The 15009-nt window shown below is 72.2% G+C and carries 12 protein-coding genes; 7 read left to right on the top strand and 5 right to left on the bottom strand.

The window, feature by feature from the left end:
- The first annotated feature begins 13 nt into the window (after positions 1 to 13).
- Positions 14 to 1750 (top strand): AMP-dependent synthetase/ligase, encoded by a 1737-nt coding sequence (locus ACIP5M_RS26655; RefSeq protein ID WP_401201428.1) that lies wholly within the window; start codon positions 14 to 16, stop codon positions 1748 to 1750.
- Positions 1751 to 1757: 7 nt separating this feature from the next.
- Here ACIP5M_RS26655 and ACIP5M_RS26650 read toward each other — a convergent pair whose 3' ends face one another.
- Entirely contained in the window at positions 1758 to 2000 is a 243-nt protein-coding gene (locus ACIP5M_RS26650; protein WP_401201426.1) for a DUF397 domain-containing protein, read from the bottom strand.
- Positions 1997 to 2869 carry a Scr1 family TA system antitoxin-like transcriptional regulator gene (locus ACIP5M_RS26645; RefSeq protein ID WP_401201425.1) on the bottom strand — a complete coding sequence of 291 codons (873 nt, stop codon included), beginning with the start codon at positions 2867 to 2869 and terminating at the stop codon, positions 1997 to 1999. The genes ACIP5M_RS26650 and ACIP5M_RS26645 overlap by 4 nt, the downstream gene beginning before the upstream one ends.
- A 139-nt stretch (positions 2870 to 3008) precedes the next feature.
- Between ACIP5M_RS26645 and ACIP5M_RS26640 the strand changes: the two genes are divergently transcribed.
- Both ACIP5M_RS26640 and ACIP5M_RS26635 read left to right on the top strand, forming a co-directional pair.
- A complete protein-coding gene (locus ACIP5M_RS26640; protein ID WP_401201496.1) occupies positions 3009 to 3428 on the top strand; it encodes an ATP-binding protein in 420 nt (139 codons plus the stop codon).
- 69 nt (positions 3429 to 3497) lie between these two features.
- Positions 3498 to 4484 carry a transaldolase family protein gene (locus ACIP5M_RS26635; RefSeq protein WP_401201424.1) on the top strand — a complete coding sequence of 329 codons (987 nt, stop codon included), beginning with the start codon at positions 3498 to 3500 and terminating at the stop codon, positions 4482 to 4484.
- Between the two features lie 10 nt (positions 4485 to 4494).
- Here the strand turns inward: ACIP5M_RS26635 and pabB are convergent, their stop codons facing one another.
- On the bottom strand, positions 4495 to 6624 hold the full coding sequence (pabB, locus tag ACIP5M_RS26630) for an aminodeoxychorismate synthase component I (RefSeq protein ID WP_401201422.1): 2130 nt from the start codon (positions 6622 to 6624) through the stop codon (positions 4495 to 4497).
- 12 nt (positions 6625 to 6636) lie between these two features.
- Positions 6637 to 7266 carry a 50S ribosomal protein L11 methyltransferase gene (locus tag ACIP5M_RS26625; RefSeq protein WP_401201420.1) on the bottom strand — a complete coding sequence of 210 codons (630 nt, stop codon included), beginning with the start codon at positions 7264 to 7266 and terminating at the stop codon, positions 6637 to 6639.
- 337 nt (positions 7267 to 7603) lie between these two features.
- On the opposite strand from ACIP5M_RS26625, the gene ACIP5M_RS26620 reads away from it, so the two are divergent.
- Positions 7604 to 9571, top strand: coding sequence for a helix-turn-helix domain-containing protein (locus ACIP5M_RS26620; RefSeq protein WP_401201418.1), 1968 nt, complete (start codon positions 7604 to 7606; stop codon positions 9569 to 9571).
- 201 nt (positions 9572 to 9772) lie between these two features.
- Positions 9773 to 11443 carry a lytic transglycosylase domain-containing protein gene (locus ACIP5M_RS26615; RefSeq protein WP_401201416.1) on the top strand — a complete coding sequence of 557 codons (1671 nt, stop codon included), beginning with the start codon at positions 9773 to 9775 and terminating at the stop codon, positions 11441 to 11443.
- A gap of 216 nt (positions 11444 to 11659) precedes the next feature.
- On the opposite strand, the gene ACIP5M_RS26610 is transcribed toward ACIP5M_RS26615, so the two are convergent.
- Entirely contained in the window at positions 11660 to 11863 is a 204-nt protein-coding gene (locus tag ACIP5M_RS26610; protein ID WP_030012116.1) for a cold-shock protein, read from the bottom strand.
- A 237-nt stretch (positions 11864 to 12100) separates the two neighbouring features.
- Here ACIP5M_RS26610 and ACIP5M_RS26605 point away from each other — a divergent pair, with 237 nt between their 5' ends.
- On the top strand, positions 12101 to 12964 hold the full coding sequence (locus tag ACIP5M_RS26605) for a menaquinone biosynthetic enzyme MqnA/MqnD family protein (protein WP_401201415.1): 864 nt from the start codon (positions 12101 to 12103) through the stop codon (positions 12962 to 12964).
- Between the two features lie 170 nt (positions 12965 to 13134).
- Positions 13135 to 14994: a protein kinase gene (locus ACIP5M_RS26600; RefSeq protein ID WP_401201414.1), complete on the top strand. Its 1860-nt coding sequence runs from the start codon at positions 13135 to 13137 to the stop codon at positions 14992 to 14994.
- Positions 14995 to 15009 lie beyond the last annotated feature (15 nt).

Below are 15009 nucleotides of genomic sequence, written 5' to 3'. Positions count from 1 at the left end.
GGGAGGGCATGCGATGGACGTCGACGCACGGCCGAGCACGCTGGCGCGGTTCACCCAGTGGACCGAGGAACGGTACGGGCCCGAGACCGCCCTCCGCTTCCGGGCGCCCGACGGCACCTGGCAGACCCGCACGTACGGGGAACTGGGCGCCGAGGTACGGGCCGTCGGGCGCGCGCTGCTCGGGCTGGGGGTCGCCGCCGGGGAGCGGGTGGCCGTCCTGGCCGAGACGCGGCCGCAGTGGACGTACACCCACTTCGGGGTGCTGGCGGCCGGCGCGGTCCTCGTGCCCGTGTATCCGTCGGCGGGCGAGGAGGAGCTGGCCTGGGTGCTCGCCGACTCGGAGGCGGTGGTCGCCGTCTGCGACGACGGGGCACAGGCCGCCCGGGTCGAGGCGCTGCGCGCCCGGCTGCCGGCCCTGCGGGCCGTGGTCCTGATGGACGAGGTGCCGGCACTGCCGCTCGCCCCCGAGGCCGACCTGAACGCCCGGACCGCGGCCGTCACCCCGGACGCGGACGCCTCGATCGTCTACACCTCCGGCACCACCGGCCTGCCGAAGGGCTGCCGCCTCACCCACGGCAACCTCGGCGCCATCCAGGACGCCACCCTCCCGCTGATCAAGGGCGGACCGGGCGACTCCACGTACCTCTACCTGCCGCTCGCGCACCTGCTGGCCCAGCTCATCCAGTTCACGACCCTGCTGGAGGGCGGCGAGCTCTGCTACTTCGGGGGCCGGATCGAGGACGTGCTCGCGGAGCTGGGGACCGTACGCCCCACCCATCTGCCGTCGGTGCCGCGGCTGTTCGAGAAGCTGCACGCGGTGGTGCTCTCGCTGGCCGAGGCCGGGGAGGGCGGCCGGGAGCGCCTGGAGGAGGCGGTACGGCTGGGCGTGCTGGCCGCGGAGGGGCGGCTGCCGGAATCCCTCCGGGCCGCGTACGAGGCGGCGGACAAGACGCTGTACTCCCTGGTCCGGGGCGCCTTCGGGGGCCGCCTGAAATGGGCGCTCACCGGCGGCGCCCCGATCGCCCCGGCGACCATGGACCTGCTGCGGGCGTGCGGGATCACGGTGTTCGAGGGCTACGGCATGACCGAGTCGGGAGGCGTCATCTCCCTCAACCACCCCGAGGCCCTCCGCTACGGGACGGTCGGCAAGCCCATCGACGGCTGCGAGGTGCGGATCGCGGAGGACGGAGAGGTCCTGGCCCGCGGCCCGATGGTCTTCCCCGGCTACCACGCGAACCCGGCCGCGACGGCCGAGACCCTCGACCCCGACGGCTGGCTGCACACGGGCGACCTGGGCGAGCTGGACGGCGACGGCTACCTCCGCATCACCGGCCGCAAGAAGGAACTCATCATCACCTCGGCGGGCAAGAACATCACCCCCACGGAGGTCGAGTTCGCCGTCCAGCGCTCCCGCTACGTCTCCCGCGCGGTCCTCATCGGCGACCGCCGCCCGCACCCGGTGGCCCTGATCACCCTGGACGCGGAGGAGATCACGGCCTGGGCGGAGCGGGAGGGCATCGACCTCGGCAAGGACCCGGCCGGACATCCGGCCGTCCGGGCCCTGGTCGAGACGGCGGTGGCGGAGGCGAACCAGACGGTCTCCCGCCCGGCCCGCATCCGCGCCTTCCGGATCCTGGACGAGGACTTCACCATCGCCGCGGGCACGCTGACCCCGACGCTGAAGCTACGGCGCAAGGCGGTCGCGGAACGGTACGCGGCGGAGATCGACGCGCTCTACGGCGCCGGTTGACCGCAGCTCAGCCGGTGATTCCGGCCAGGAACGCACTCCAGCTGGCGGACGCCACCGCCAGCTGGGGCCCGGCCGTCACCTTGGAGTCGCGGATGTGGATGGTGGTGGGGCAGGTGGCCACCTCGACGCAGTTGCCGCCCTCGCCGGTGCTGTAGGTCGACTTCCGCCAGTTGTACGCCACTTCGAGGCACTCGCCGCCTTCGCCGCCGCTGTAGCTGCTCTTGAACCAGGCCAGGTCGGCGGTGTTCATCGGAGTTCTCCTAGCGTTTTCTCGATCAAGGCGAGGGACTCGTCAGGCGCGAGCGCCTGTGCCCGGATGATCCCACAGCGCTCGGCCATGATGCGTACCTGATTGGGGTCGGTGATCAGATTGGGGCGTCCGTATGCTTCGTGGTAGGCAATCTGCTGACGGCCCTTCGGGTGGAGCAGCGTGAACGACCCCTCCATTACTGTGTGGGCGCCACGTTCAAACGGCACCACCTGGAGCTCCACCGTCCGCAACCGACCGATGTCCACGAAGCGTTGGAGCTGCTCGCGGTGTACAGCCGGGCCACCAACCTGCCGGTGCAGCAGGTTCTGGTCGAGGATGAAGCTGAACGTGGGGGACGGCCAGCGCTCGAAGATCTGCTGCCGTGACAGTCGGTCCTGCACTCGCTTCTCGATCGTCGCCTCATGCAGCAAAGGTCGACGCTGAGTGAACACTTCGCGGGCGTGCTGCTCCGTCTGCAAAAGCCCCGGTACCCCTTGGTGTGCGTACTGATGGATGGCCTCGGAAGCCGCCTCTGCCGTGGCGTAATCCCGAAACCAATCCGGATGCCGGGTCCGCACCTTCTTCAAGGCCTCCTTGACGTCCGGAATCGCCACCAGCAGCAGCCCCCGCGCCCCGAGGACCTTGTCCGCCCGTTCCAGCAGGTCCGGCTGCGGGGTCCGCACCCCGCGCTCAATCGCACCGATCAGGTCCTCGCTGACGTTGAGGCGGCCCGCCAGTTCCTTCTGCGAGAGTCCGGCGGCCTCCCGTAGCACCTTGATCTGTTTGCGCACGGTGTGGAAGAGGTGGGCCGTGCCGTCCACCTCCGCCGGACGCTCGGGTCGCTCCTCGCGGTCTGACAGGTCGTTCATACGGTGAACCGCCCTCGTCCGTACAAGCCGTACACGCACACGTCGGGAGCCCTACGGCGGATGACCGTCACGCCGGGACCACTGGAAAGCGTACGGCGGCGCGACCACGCTCGGTGAGGTGACGACCGAATTGAGTGACATGGCACTGGACTTCAGTCAGCGGTTCAGCTCGACGCCCCGGGGCGCCCGCCTCGCCCGCCGGCTGGCGCAGGCGCAGCTGGACCTCTGGGGGGTGCCGTACGGCTGTGAGCTCTCCGACGACGTCGTGCTCGTCGTCGCCGAGCTTGCGGCCAACGCCGTGCTGCACGGCCGCGTGGCCGGGCGGGACTTCGAGCTGCGGATGGCGTATGACGGTACGCGGGCGGTGCGCGTGATGGTGAGTGACACCTGCGGCGAGAAGGGGCCGCTGGAGGGGCCCGGGCCCGCCGTGCCGTGGGTCGCGGAGGACGGGCGCGGGCTGTCGGTCGTACGGGCGCTGGCGCGCGGCTGGGGCGTGACCCCGAGGGTGCCGGGGAAGACGGTCTGGGCCGAGGTGGTGGCTCCGGGCCGAGTGGGGTGAACGCCCCGACTTGACATTGACGCGGATCGCTCCTGTGACCCGGTGGGAGCGCGGCCTACGCTCGGCCCCATGTTGAGCCGACTGGCAGTGGGGCTGCTGAAACAGTTGGCGGCCGAGGGCGTGTCCCCCTGGCTGGCCGACGGGAGCGGGGTGGAACTCCTCGCCGGGTCGAGGCCCGATCCCGCGGGCGTGGACGCGGCGTTCTTCCAGGGCGCCGTGGCTCCCGCGGCCCCGGTTGCCTCGTCGGCGGACGTCCGCCGGTCCTGCGATGTGCTGCGGGGCGTCTTCCACGCGAGTGAAGGCGTCCACGGGCGGGTCTCGGTGCCGGTTGACCCCCGGTACGCCCACGACGCGGACGCCCTGGTGAGCGCAGCCCGTGCGGGGTGGAGCGAGGTGGGCCGGGCGAACGTCCTGATGCGCATTCCGGTGACCCGGGCCGGCCTCGTCGCCCTGGAGGAGTGCCTCGCGCTCGGCATCAGCGTGGACGCGGACCTGGTGTTCTCGGTCGAGCGGTACGAGGAGGTGCTCGACGCCGTTCTGCGGGGACTGGAGCGGGCGTTCAAGGCCGGGCTGCCGCTCACGGAGGTCATCGCCACGGCCTCGGTACCGGTGGGCCCGCTCGACGCGGAGGTGAACGCGCGCCTGGCGGCCTTACCCGTACGGGAGATGCGGGCGGCCGAGGCGCACGGTACGGCGAGCCTGGCGGTGGCCCGGCAGATCTACCGGGCGCGCGAGCAGCGGCTCGGCGGCAGCTGGTGGCGGGTCCTGCGGGCGGCGGGAGCCATGCCGCCCGGGCTGCTGTGGACCGCGGCGGGTCCCCGGCACGTGGGGGCGCTCATCGGATGGAACACCGCGCAGGCCGCCCCGCCCGAGGTGTTCGAAACGGCGGCCAGGGAGGTGGAGTTGAGGGGGGACACCCTGCTGAACGCGCACCGGGAGGGGCGGGGCGCGACGGACGCCCTGGAGGCGCTCGGGGTCCGCATGGCCGAGGTGGCCCAGGCGCTGGAGGCGGGCGAGCTCACCCGCCTCCAGCGGGACTGGATGCTCAGGACCTGAGCCGGGGGGCTCAGGACCTGAGCGTGTCCTCGCGCGTGTGGCGGAACCGCGCGCCGGTCAGGGCCAGCAGGGGAGCGGCCTTGACGACGGTCTCCTCGAACTCCGCGGCCGGGTCGGAGAGGGCGATGACCGCGCCGCCGACTCCGTAGCGGATCCGGTCCCCGGTGACGAGGGCCGTGCGGATCACGATGCTCAGATCGGCGGCGCCGGACAGCGAGAAGTAGCCGATGGCGCCGGAGTAGACCCCGCGGGGTCCGGCTTCGAGCCGGTCGATGATCTGCATCGTCCGTACCTTGGGCGCGCCTGTCATCGAACCGCCGGGGAAGGCGGAGCGTACGCACTCCACGGCGCTGCTGTCGGGCCGCAGCCGGGCCCGGACCGTGCTCACCAGCTGGTGCGCGCCGGCGTAGCTCTCCACGCGGAAGATGTCGTCGGCCTCCACGGAGCCCGGCACCGCGCAGCGGCCGAGGTCGTTGCGGACCAGGTCGACGATCATGAGGTTCTCGGCGCGGTCCTTCTCGTTGCTCATGAGGTCGGCGACCAGGGCGGCGTCCTCGGCGGCGGTGGCGCCGCGCGGCCGGGTGCCCTTGATGGGACGCGATTCGGCCAGGCCCTCGCCGTCGATGCGCAGGAACCGCTCGGGCGAGGAGCTCAGGACGGAGAGCTCGCCGAACTGGAGGAAGGCGCTGAAGGGCGCCGGGTGCGTGCGGCGCAGCCGCCGGTACCCCTCCCAGGGGTCGAGGGAGCCGCGGACCTCCGCCATGTTCGTGAGGCAGACCTCGTAGGTCTCGCCGGCGGCGATCAGTTCCTGGCAGTCGGCGATCAGCCCGAGGTAGGCCTCGCGTTCGTGGCGCAGCCGGATCTCGCCGAGGTGGTCGGGCGCCGGGGCCGGTGCAGGGGCCCGGAGGACCGGGCGGGCGAGGCGTGCGGCCATGTCGGCCAGCCGGCTGCGGGCGTCGGCCTCGGAGCCCGGGAGGTCTTCGTCCGCGAGCGCCAGGAGGTAGGCGGTGTCGGTGAGGTGGTCGATCACCAGGGCCCGGTCGGCGAAGACCATCACCGCGTCGGGGTCCTCGGAGCGGTGGGCGAGCTCGCCGCCGCACTCGGTCTTGAGCTCGTAGCCGAGGTAGCCGGTCCAGCCGAGCGCGAAGTCGAAGGGCAGGTCGGGGATGTCGGTGGCGATGCCGCGCAGGTCCTGGTCGATCCAGTCCAGGAAGGGGCCCGCCACGACCTCGGAGCCGGCGGCGGAGTCCACGGTGACGGTCCCCGTCCACACGTCGGCGCGGGCCACCCGGGCCAGCGGTCCCGAGGCGTCGCCCATCACCGAAAAGCGGCCCGTGGCGGTGTCCGTACGGCTGCTGTCGAGCCAGAACGCGTAGGGGCGGTCCCGGAAGACCCTCGCGTACGCGGTCTCGGCGTCGGCGGGGGCGGGGAGCTCCTCGACGAGCACCCGCAGGCGGCGCCGCGGGGCGGATGCGGGGGCGGCGGCAGGGGCAGGCGCAGGCGCAGGGCCAGGCACAGGCGCAGGGACCGTTCGGGCCGCGGCCGGCGCGACGGGCGTACGGCGGCGGGCCGCGGTCAAGCCGGCGAAGTTCGCGAGGAGTCGGACCCCGTGCTCGGCGCAGATCGACTCGGGGTGGAACTGCACGCCCCACAGCGGCCGGTCGCGGTGCTCCAGCCCCATCAGGATGCCGTCCGGCGTCCAGGCCGTGGGCCGCAGCGCGGGCGGAAGGCCGGTCACCGCGAGCGAGTGGTAGCGGACCACCTGCATCGGCGACGGGATCCCGTCGAACAGCCCCCGGCCGTCGTGCAGGACGGGCGAGGTGATGCCGTGGCAGGGCTCCGGCGCGCGGCCCACGGTGGCTCCGTGCAGCAGGCCGATCGCCTGGTGGCCCAGGCAGATCCCCAGCAGCGGCAGCGTGCCCCGCTCGATGACCTCGTGGCTGATGCCCAGGTCGGCGCGGCGCGCGGGGGTGCCGGGGCCGGGGGAGACGATCACGTTGTCGAAGTCCGCGAGGTGCCGGGAGCGCCAGGCGGGGTCATCGTTGCGGACGACCTCCGGCTCGCGGCCGTTCACCTCGGTGATCTGGTGGAAGAGGTTGTAGGTGAAGGAGTCGTAATTGTCGATCAGCAGCGTGCGCACGGTCGTTCCCCTTCACGCCGGCAGGATCTCGAGGAGCATGTGCTCCACGGTGTCGCTGCCGTACTCGCCCTCGCTGACGCGGTGGCTGCGCAGGGTGCGCAGCTCGCGTCCGCACTCCTGGGCGATCCGGTAGAGGGCGCGGACGTCACCGCGGTCGCTGAAGTGCAGCAGCGCCGAGCCGTTCGGGGTGAGCCAGCGGGGCGCCTGCTCCAGGTAGCGGCGGTGGGCCTGGTAGCCGGCGTCCACGTAGGCGCGCTCGTGGACGGACTTGTACTCGTAGGAGTCCGGCGCGAGGACGTAGTTGGAGCTCCAGAAGATGGTGTCGAAGCGCTCGTCCTCGCCGAGGCCGGAGAACAGGTCGCTGTGGACGGCGCGCAGGCGGTCGTGGACCCCGTGCCGTTCGGCGTTGGCCGCGGCGTTCTCCACCGCGCGCGGGCTGATGTCCGAGGCGACCACGCGCTCGCAGCCGGCCAGGGCGGCCATCACGGCCGTCACGCCGGAGCCGCAGCCGATTTCCAGGAACGACCCGGTGTGACGGGCCTTCTGCCCGTTCAGATCGAGGAAATCGAGAGCAATGCCGGTCGAGGGGGAGTAGAGGGGAGCGAACACCTCGTCCAGCAGATCCCACTCGCGTCCGCACATGGAGAAAACCTTCGGCCTGTCGGGCCGCGTCAACGACATGCGACTACGGTCAAGCGAGCGCTCGTAGCTCTGGAGCTGCGACATGGAACCCCCCATAAGCGATCCTGAACGGCACCCGTGTCGTGGTGCCAGGGATATCCGTATCGGCGGAACGAATGCCTCCAGAAGGTGGTCGTGCAACCACGTTGAGTGTGCAACGCGGTGGCCCAGTCACACTCCAACCCATCTGACCTGGACTTTTTACTTATGGACAATGTTGACCAACTGAGGGGCGCGGGATTACGTTCTGCGCAGGAATGTGCAAGGGGGGACTTTGCGCCGGGAGGGGACCGCGGGGATGCCGGAGACTCACGAGCCGCATGCGGACATAGCCGAGATGCTGGAGCTGCTGGCCCGAGAGGCGCCCGTGGAGGAGTTCGAGGACATCGTCCGAAAGGCGCGTAAAGCCGGAGTTCTCGACGAGGAACTCGCCCGTCTGATCCGGGCCAAGGACATCTCCCTCAACATCCGCAACCTCTTCGCGCGGCGCCAGCAGCGGGAAGCGGGACTGAGCGCCCTGGTCGACACGGCGCGGGACCTCACGCTCCCCTACAACCTGGACACCCTGCTCAAAGTCATCACCCGACGGACCCGGCTGCTCCTCGGGCTCGACATGTCCTGGGTGACCTTCCACGACTTCGACGAAGGCTGCTCCTACGTACGGGCCGCCGACGGCCACACCTCGGCGATCACCGTCGGCTTCGGGGTCCCGATGAGCGGCGGCGTCGGCAGACAGGCGCGGCAGCGGGCGGCGCCCTTCTGGTCGGCCGACTACCTCCGGGACGACAGCTTCAAGCACTCCGACGTCATCGACAACGTCGTACGGGCCGAGGGACTGCACGCCATCATGGCGGTCCCGCTGCGCCACGGCGACGAGGACCTGGGCAACCTGTACGCGGCCGGCCGGCGGGTCCGGCACTTCGACCACGACGAGATCTCGCTCATGAGCTCGCTCGCCGACCTCGCGGCCGTCGCCATCGAGAAGACCCGGCTGCTGGACCGCGTCCGGGACGAGGTCGCGGACCTGGAGCTCGACACCTCCCGGGCCATGCACTCCTCCGCGGCCGCGCAGCGGCTGCGCGACACCCACAGCCGCCTGATCGAACTCGTCCTGGAGGGCGGCGGCCTGCACACCCTGGCCTCCGAGGCCGCCACCCTGCTCAGCGGCACCCTGCTGATCCGCGACCAGGCCGGCCGGGACCTGGAGTCCACCGGGGCCTTCCCCGACATGGACGAGAACGAGATCCGCGCGCTCTCCCTGGACGCCCAGGCCGAACGCCGGCCGGTCCGCTCCGGCGACGGCATCTGGGTGGCCCCGGCCGTGGCCGGCAAGGAGGCCCTCGGCACCCTGCTGCTCGCGCCGCACGCCCGGACCAACGACGAGGCCGTCGAGGACTCGGACACCGCCCACCGGATCCAGCTCCTCGCGCTGGTGTCCCAGGCGACGGCCGTGCTGCTGATGATGCAGCGCAGCGCGGCGGTGGCCGAGGGCCACGTCCGCGACGAACTGTTCAACAACCTCCTCAAGGGCGCGCCGCAGCCGGCGGCGAAGTTCGCCGAGCGCGCCCGGCGGCTCGGCGTCGACCTCGACGGCTCGCACGTCGTGGTCGTCGCCCGGCCCGAAGGCGGCTCGCTGGGCCGCGCCGTCATGTGGGCGTCCTCGTACGCCCACCGGCTGTGCGGGCTCAAGAGCGTCGACGAGGGCTGCATCATCCTGATGCTGCCCGGCACCGACCCCGGCGCGGCGGCGCGGGCGGTTTCGGAGGAACTGTCCGCCGCGCTCAACCACCCGGTGACGGTGGGCACGGCGGGACCGGTCACCGACCTGTCCCTCATCAGCCGCACCTACCAGGAGGCGCGCTGCTGCCTCGACGCCCTGACGGCCCTGGGCGGTTCGGGCGGCACCGCCTCGCCGCACGAGCTCGGCTTCCTGGGGCTGCTGCTGTCCGACACCCCCAACACCGGTGACTTCATCCACCACACCATCGGGCCGGTCCTGGACTACGACGCCAAGCAGCGCACCGAGCTCACCCGCACCCTGGAGGCGTACTTCGCCTCGGCGGGCAGCCCGACCCGCGCCGCCGAAAGCCTGCACGTGCACCCGAACACGGTCTCGCGCCGCCTGGAGCGGATCTCCGAACTGCTGGGCCCCGACTGGCTGGCCCCCGAGGAGGCCCTCCAGGTCCAACTGGCCCTCCAGATGCACCGCACCCGCAACGCCCTCCTGAAGGCCCCCCGGGACACACCGCGCTGGCCGAGTCGCTAATCCGGAGCCATCGGGGCATTGGGGACAGGGGAGTGCCTCCTCTGTCCGTTCTGCCACGAGAGCCGGGTGAAGCCGAGACGAATGGTGCGTCACATCTGCAGGGGGGACGGCAAGTCGTTTCCGAATACCTGATAGACAGTGGATATTCACGGCCCGACCGGCCGTATACCTTTGGACGGCTCCTGGGGGGATCGCCGCACTGTGAAGCCGCTTCACCGTCACCTCGTCAACACCTCGCGCAAGGTCCTGTGCACGGCCGCCCTCGCGGCCAGCCTGACCACCGCCGCGGTCGTGACCAACCCGTCGACCGCCGACGCGGGGGAGTCCGAACCGACCCCGGACAGCCCGCAGGCCGCCGACCGCGGTGATGCCCGGCTGGATCTGCCCGACACAGTCGCCGACCCGCCGGCCGCCGGGGCGACCGGCACGGACGCCGCCAGCGGGATACCGGGCACCGCCCTCGACGCCTACAAGCGTGCCGAGCTGTCGGTGGCCGCCGCGCTCCCCGGCTGCAAACTGCCCTGGCAGCTGCTCGCCGGCATCGGAAGGGTGGAGTCCGTACACGCCTCGGGCTACGGGCTCAAGGCCGACGGCTCCACCGAGAAGCCGATCCGGGGCCCCCGCCTCGACGGCAACGGCTTCGCCGAGATCCGCGACACCGACAAGGGCGAATGGGACGCGGACACCGAGTACGACCGTGCCATCGGCCCGCTCCAGTTCATCCCCTCCACCTGGCGGACCTGGGGTGCCGACGGCAACGGCGACGGCAAGCGGGACCCGAACAACATCTACGACGCGGCGCTGGGCGCGGGCCTCTACCTCTGCGCGGGCGACCGGGACCTGTCGGTCGCGGCCAAGCTCGACTCGGCGATCCTCAGCTACAACAACTCCCGCGAGTACGTGAACACCGTGCTCGGCTACATGCGGCAGTACCAGGCCGGCGGCGTCACCGAGGTGCCGAACCCGCCCGCGGGCAACTACCCGACCCAGCCGCCGGGCCACCTGCCGACCCCGCAGCCCCAGCGGCAGACCCCGAGGCCGACGCCGACTCCGACGCCGACCCCCAAGCCCACCCCGACGCCCACGCCCACCCCGACCCCGACCCCGACGCCGGCCGCGCATCTGGCCGAGCTGTCGCTGCTCGGCGGCTCCGGCCTCACGGCCGAAACGGGGGCGGACTTCGCCGAGGTCCCGAAGGTCAAGGCGGTGCTCAGCGACGGCAAGCCCGCCGCCGGGCAGGAGGTCGTCTTCACGGTCGAGGAGGACACCACCGGCGGCACCGGCTTCGGCCAGGCCGCGCAGAAGTCCGTGGCGGTCAAGGCGGGCGCCGACGGCACCGCGGCCGCGCCCGGCCTCAAGGCGGGTGCCCAGGCCGGCACCTTCACCCTGCGGGTCTCGGCGTACGACAAGAACGGCAGCTTCACGATGAAGCTCGCCGGCAAGGTCACCGCCAAGCCGGTCGCCGACAAGCTGGCCCGCCCGGACGGCGCCAAGCCGCTGGAGACGGTCGCCGGCCGGAGCATCACGGGCGTCGAGGTCCTCGCCACGGCAGGCGGCAAGGCCGTCTCCGGCACGGAGACCGTCGCCGAGCTGGTCGTGAAGGACAAGGACGGCGCGTGGGTCCCCGTGGACCCGGCGACCGCGAAGGGCCCGTACTTCAAGGACGAGACCGGCAAGAAGATCTTCAGTCTGCCGCTGCCCAAGACGGGTGCCGACGGCAAGATCGTCCTCCCGGAGCTCTTCACGGACGCGGACCTGCCCGCCGGCACCTACACCCTGCGCCTGACCACCCCGCAGAAGGTCACCCTGATGCTGGACCTCAAGATCACGGCCCCCGTGCCCCAGCCGGCTCCGGACCCCGCCAAGCCGTAGCCGAGAGCGGGGCAGCAGCCCCGGCCCCGCCCGCGGGAACCAGGAACGCAGCCGCCCCCCCGGCACCGTATCGACGGTGCCGGGGGGGGCGGCTGTGTTCCTCCGCCACCCCACCCGGGAGGGAAAAGGCAGGAGCCCTGCCGCTCTGCTCGCGCAGAGGGGACAGGGCTCCTTGGGTACTGCTATTCCAACCGCGATTAAGGTTGGCCCAGGCGATTAAGCCGGGGTGACGTTCTCCGCCTGCGGGCCCTTCGGACCCTGCGTGACGTCGAAGTTCACCGTCTGGTTCTCCTCGAGGGAGCGGAAGCCAGAGGCGTTGATCGCGGAGTAGTGGACGAAGACATCCGGGCCGCCGCCGTCCTGGGCGATGAAGCCGAAGCCCTTTTCAGCGTTGAACCACTTCACGGTTCCGGTAGCCATGAGCCCTCCTATGGGCCAAAGGGTCGCCCTGCTCCAGAACCTGCTAAGAAGTCTGAAAACTACAAAAGCCTGCGGGTCACATTCTCCGCAGGCCTCGTACTGCAAGGGAAACCAAACTGCAACTTGCGTCGAGCCTAGCACGCACCCTGCGGCCGAGACCAGAGGGAAAGATCACGTCACTCGGACGTTTGAGACCCGCCGGAAGGCTGACGGGGACCCGGGGGCTAGTCTCGCGATGTGGACGTCTATCGCAGCCGGCCCCGCGTCGGCCACATCCAGTTCCTGAACTGCCTGCCCCTCTACTGGGGCCTGGCCCGCACCGGCACGCTGCTGGATCTGGAGCTGACCAAGGACAGCCCCGAGAAGCTGAGCGAGAGCCTCGTCCAGGGTGACCTCGACATCGCCCCGATCACCCTCGTCGAATACCTCCGCAACGCCGACCAGCTCGTCGCCTTCCCCGACCTCGCCGTCGGCTGCGACGGGCCGGTGATGTCCTGCGTGATCGTCTCGCAGCTGCCGCTGGAGCGGCTCGACGGCGCCCGCGTCGCCCTCGGCTCGACCTCCCGCACGTCCGTACGCCTCGCCCAGCTGCTGCTTTCCGAGCGCTACGGGGTCCAGCCCGACTACTACACCTGCCCGCCCGACCTGGGCGTGATGATGCAGGAGGCGGACGCGGCCGTGCTGATCGGCGACGCCGCGCTGCGCGCCTCCCTCCACGACGCCCCCCGGCTCGGCCTGGCCGTGCACGACCTGGGGCAGATGTGGAAGGAGTGGACCGGGCTGCCGTTCGTCTTCGCCGTCTGGGCCGCCCGCAAGGACTACCTCGCCCGCGAACCCCGCGTCGTGCGCGAGGTGCACGAGGCCTTCCTCGCCTCCCGGGACCTCTCCCTCGAAGAGGTGACCAAGGTCGCCGAGCAGGCGGCCCGCTGGGAGGCCTTCGACGCGGAGCTGCTGGAGCGCTACTTCACGACGCTCGACTTCCGCTTCGGGCCGCAGCAGCTCGCCGGCGTAAGGGAATTCGCCCGGCGGACCGGAGCGACGACGGGTTATGCGCAGGACGTCGCCGTGCAGCTCCTGGAAGCGGTCCCCGCGGAGCGCTGAAAGGCCCGTTCCGTTTGCCGGGGATTTCCCGCCTTTCCGTATTCCGTTCGCCCGGCGCGGAATACCGAAAGGGCGGAGAGCGATCTCCCGGGCTTCCGGCCCGGCACGACCGCGCACCCCCTAAGGTGCTGCTTGACCGGACCGGACGAGCTCGGGGGATGGGGGACGCGATGCAGCCGCTCGAAGCCGGCGAACCGCGGACCATCGGCGCGTACCGGCTGCTCGGCCGGCTCGGCGCCGGTGGGATGGGCCGGGTCTACCTGGGGCGCAGCGCGGGCGGCCGGACGGTCGCCGTCAAGATCGTGCACCCGCACTTCGCGGCCGACGAGGAGTTCCGGGCCCGGTTCCGCCGCGAGGTCGAAGCAGCCCGCCGGGTGGGCGGCGAGTGGACCGCGCCCGTGCTCGACGCGGACCCGGAGGCTCCGGTGCCGTGGGTGGCCACCGGGTACGTGGCGGGCCCCTCCCTGGACCGGGCACTGGCCGCGCACGGCCCCCTGCCCGAGGTCTCCGTACGGGCCGTCGGCGCAGGTCTGGCGCGCGCCCTGGTGGCCGTGCACGGGCTGGGCCTCGTACACCGGGACGTGAAGCCGTCGAACGTGATGCTGACCCTCGACGGTCCCCGGCTGATCGACTTCGGGATCGCGCGGGCCACGGACGGCACCGCCTCGCTGACCTCCACCGGGGTCTCCGTCGGCTCGCCGGGCTACATGTCCCCCGAGCAGATCCTCGGCAAGGGGATCACCGGGGCGGCCGACGTGTTCTCGCTCGGGGCCGTGCTGGCCTTCGCCGCCACGGGCCGGCCGCCCTTCACCGGGGACAACTCGGCGACCCTCCTCTACAAGGTCGTCCACGAGCCGCCCGAGCTGGGCGCGGTCCCGGCCGGGGAGCTGCGCGAGCTGATCGAGGCCTGCCTGGCCAAGGCGGCCGCCGACCGCCCGGCGCCGCAGGCCGTCGCCGAGGCCCTCGGCGGCGCCCTGGGCGCGCCCGGCTGGCTGCCCGCACCCCTGGTCGAGGAGGCCAGCCGGGCGGCGGTGGCGCTGCTCGACCTGGACGCCGGCCCCGTCGAGGGGGCGCCCGCCGAGGCCCCTTCGGGGCCCGTGCCGTTCACGGCCGCCTCCTACGGGGGGCCAGCGGGGGCCGGCTTCGGATCGCCCGACTCCTCCTACGGGGGCCAGGGCCGGCCGGGGCCGTACGGCTCCTCCTTCGGCGCGGCCGCCGGTGGGTACGGAGCCCCGGGCGGGGGCGCCGACGGCGGCTCCTCCACGCCGGGCGGCCCGGGCTTCGGTGCGCCGGACCCCGCGTACGGGCCGGCCTCCGCGGCCGGCCGCACCGGGGGCCCGTACGGCCCCTACGGCTCACCCGCCGAGAACGCGGGCGCAGGCGTGCCCGGACCGCGTACCGCCTCCGACGGGCGGCAGGTCACCGTCAGCGCGGCCGGGCGCCGGTTCAGCTGCACCCTGGTGCTCGCCGCGGCGGCGGTGCTGGCCGCCGTCACCGGCGGGCTGTACGGGACGGGGCTGCTCCCCGGCCAGGGCGACGGGCACCGGGACACGGCCGAGGGCGGTCCGCGCACCTCCGCCTCGGCGCCGCAGCCGGGGGCCACCCCCGGGGCGTCCGAGGCCGCGCCGAGCGCATCGGGCGCGAGCACCGCGCCTCCCGCGGGCACCCGTACCGACGTACCCGAAGCCCTCGTCGGCACCTGGAAGGGCACGGTGACCACCGCCCGCCTCGGCGTCCCCACGGAGTTCGAGATCACCATCCGCAAGGGCAAGGTCGGCGAGGTCGTCGCCCGCGACAAGTCGGTCCTGGCCATCCTCGGCACCGACTGCAGCGGCGACTGGAAGCTCGCCTCCGCCACCGACCGCTCCCTCGTCCTCGACACCTCGGGCGGCCCCAACCCGGCCCCCGGCGTCTGTTCCAACGGGTCCGCCGACGAGCGCTTCACCCTCAACCCCAACGGGACGCTGCACTACAAGTCGGGCGACAACCCGGCCGGAAACCCCGAGGGAGACCTCACCCGCAGCCCGTGAAATCCCGCCCGACCC

This window comes from Streptomyces sp. NPDC088762 (assembly GCF_044750905.1).
Classification (GTDB): domain Bacteria; phylum Actinomycetota; class Actinomycetes; order Streptomycetales; family Streptomycetaceae; genus Streptomyces.
The sequence above is the reverse complement of the archived record's forward strand: the minus strand, read 5'-3'. Positions and strand labels throughout refer to the sequence as shown.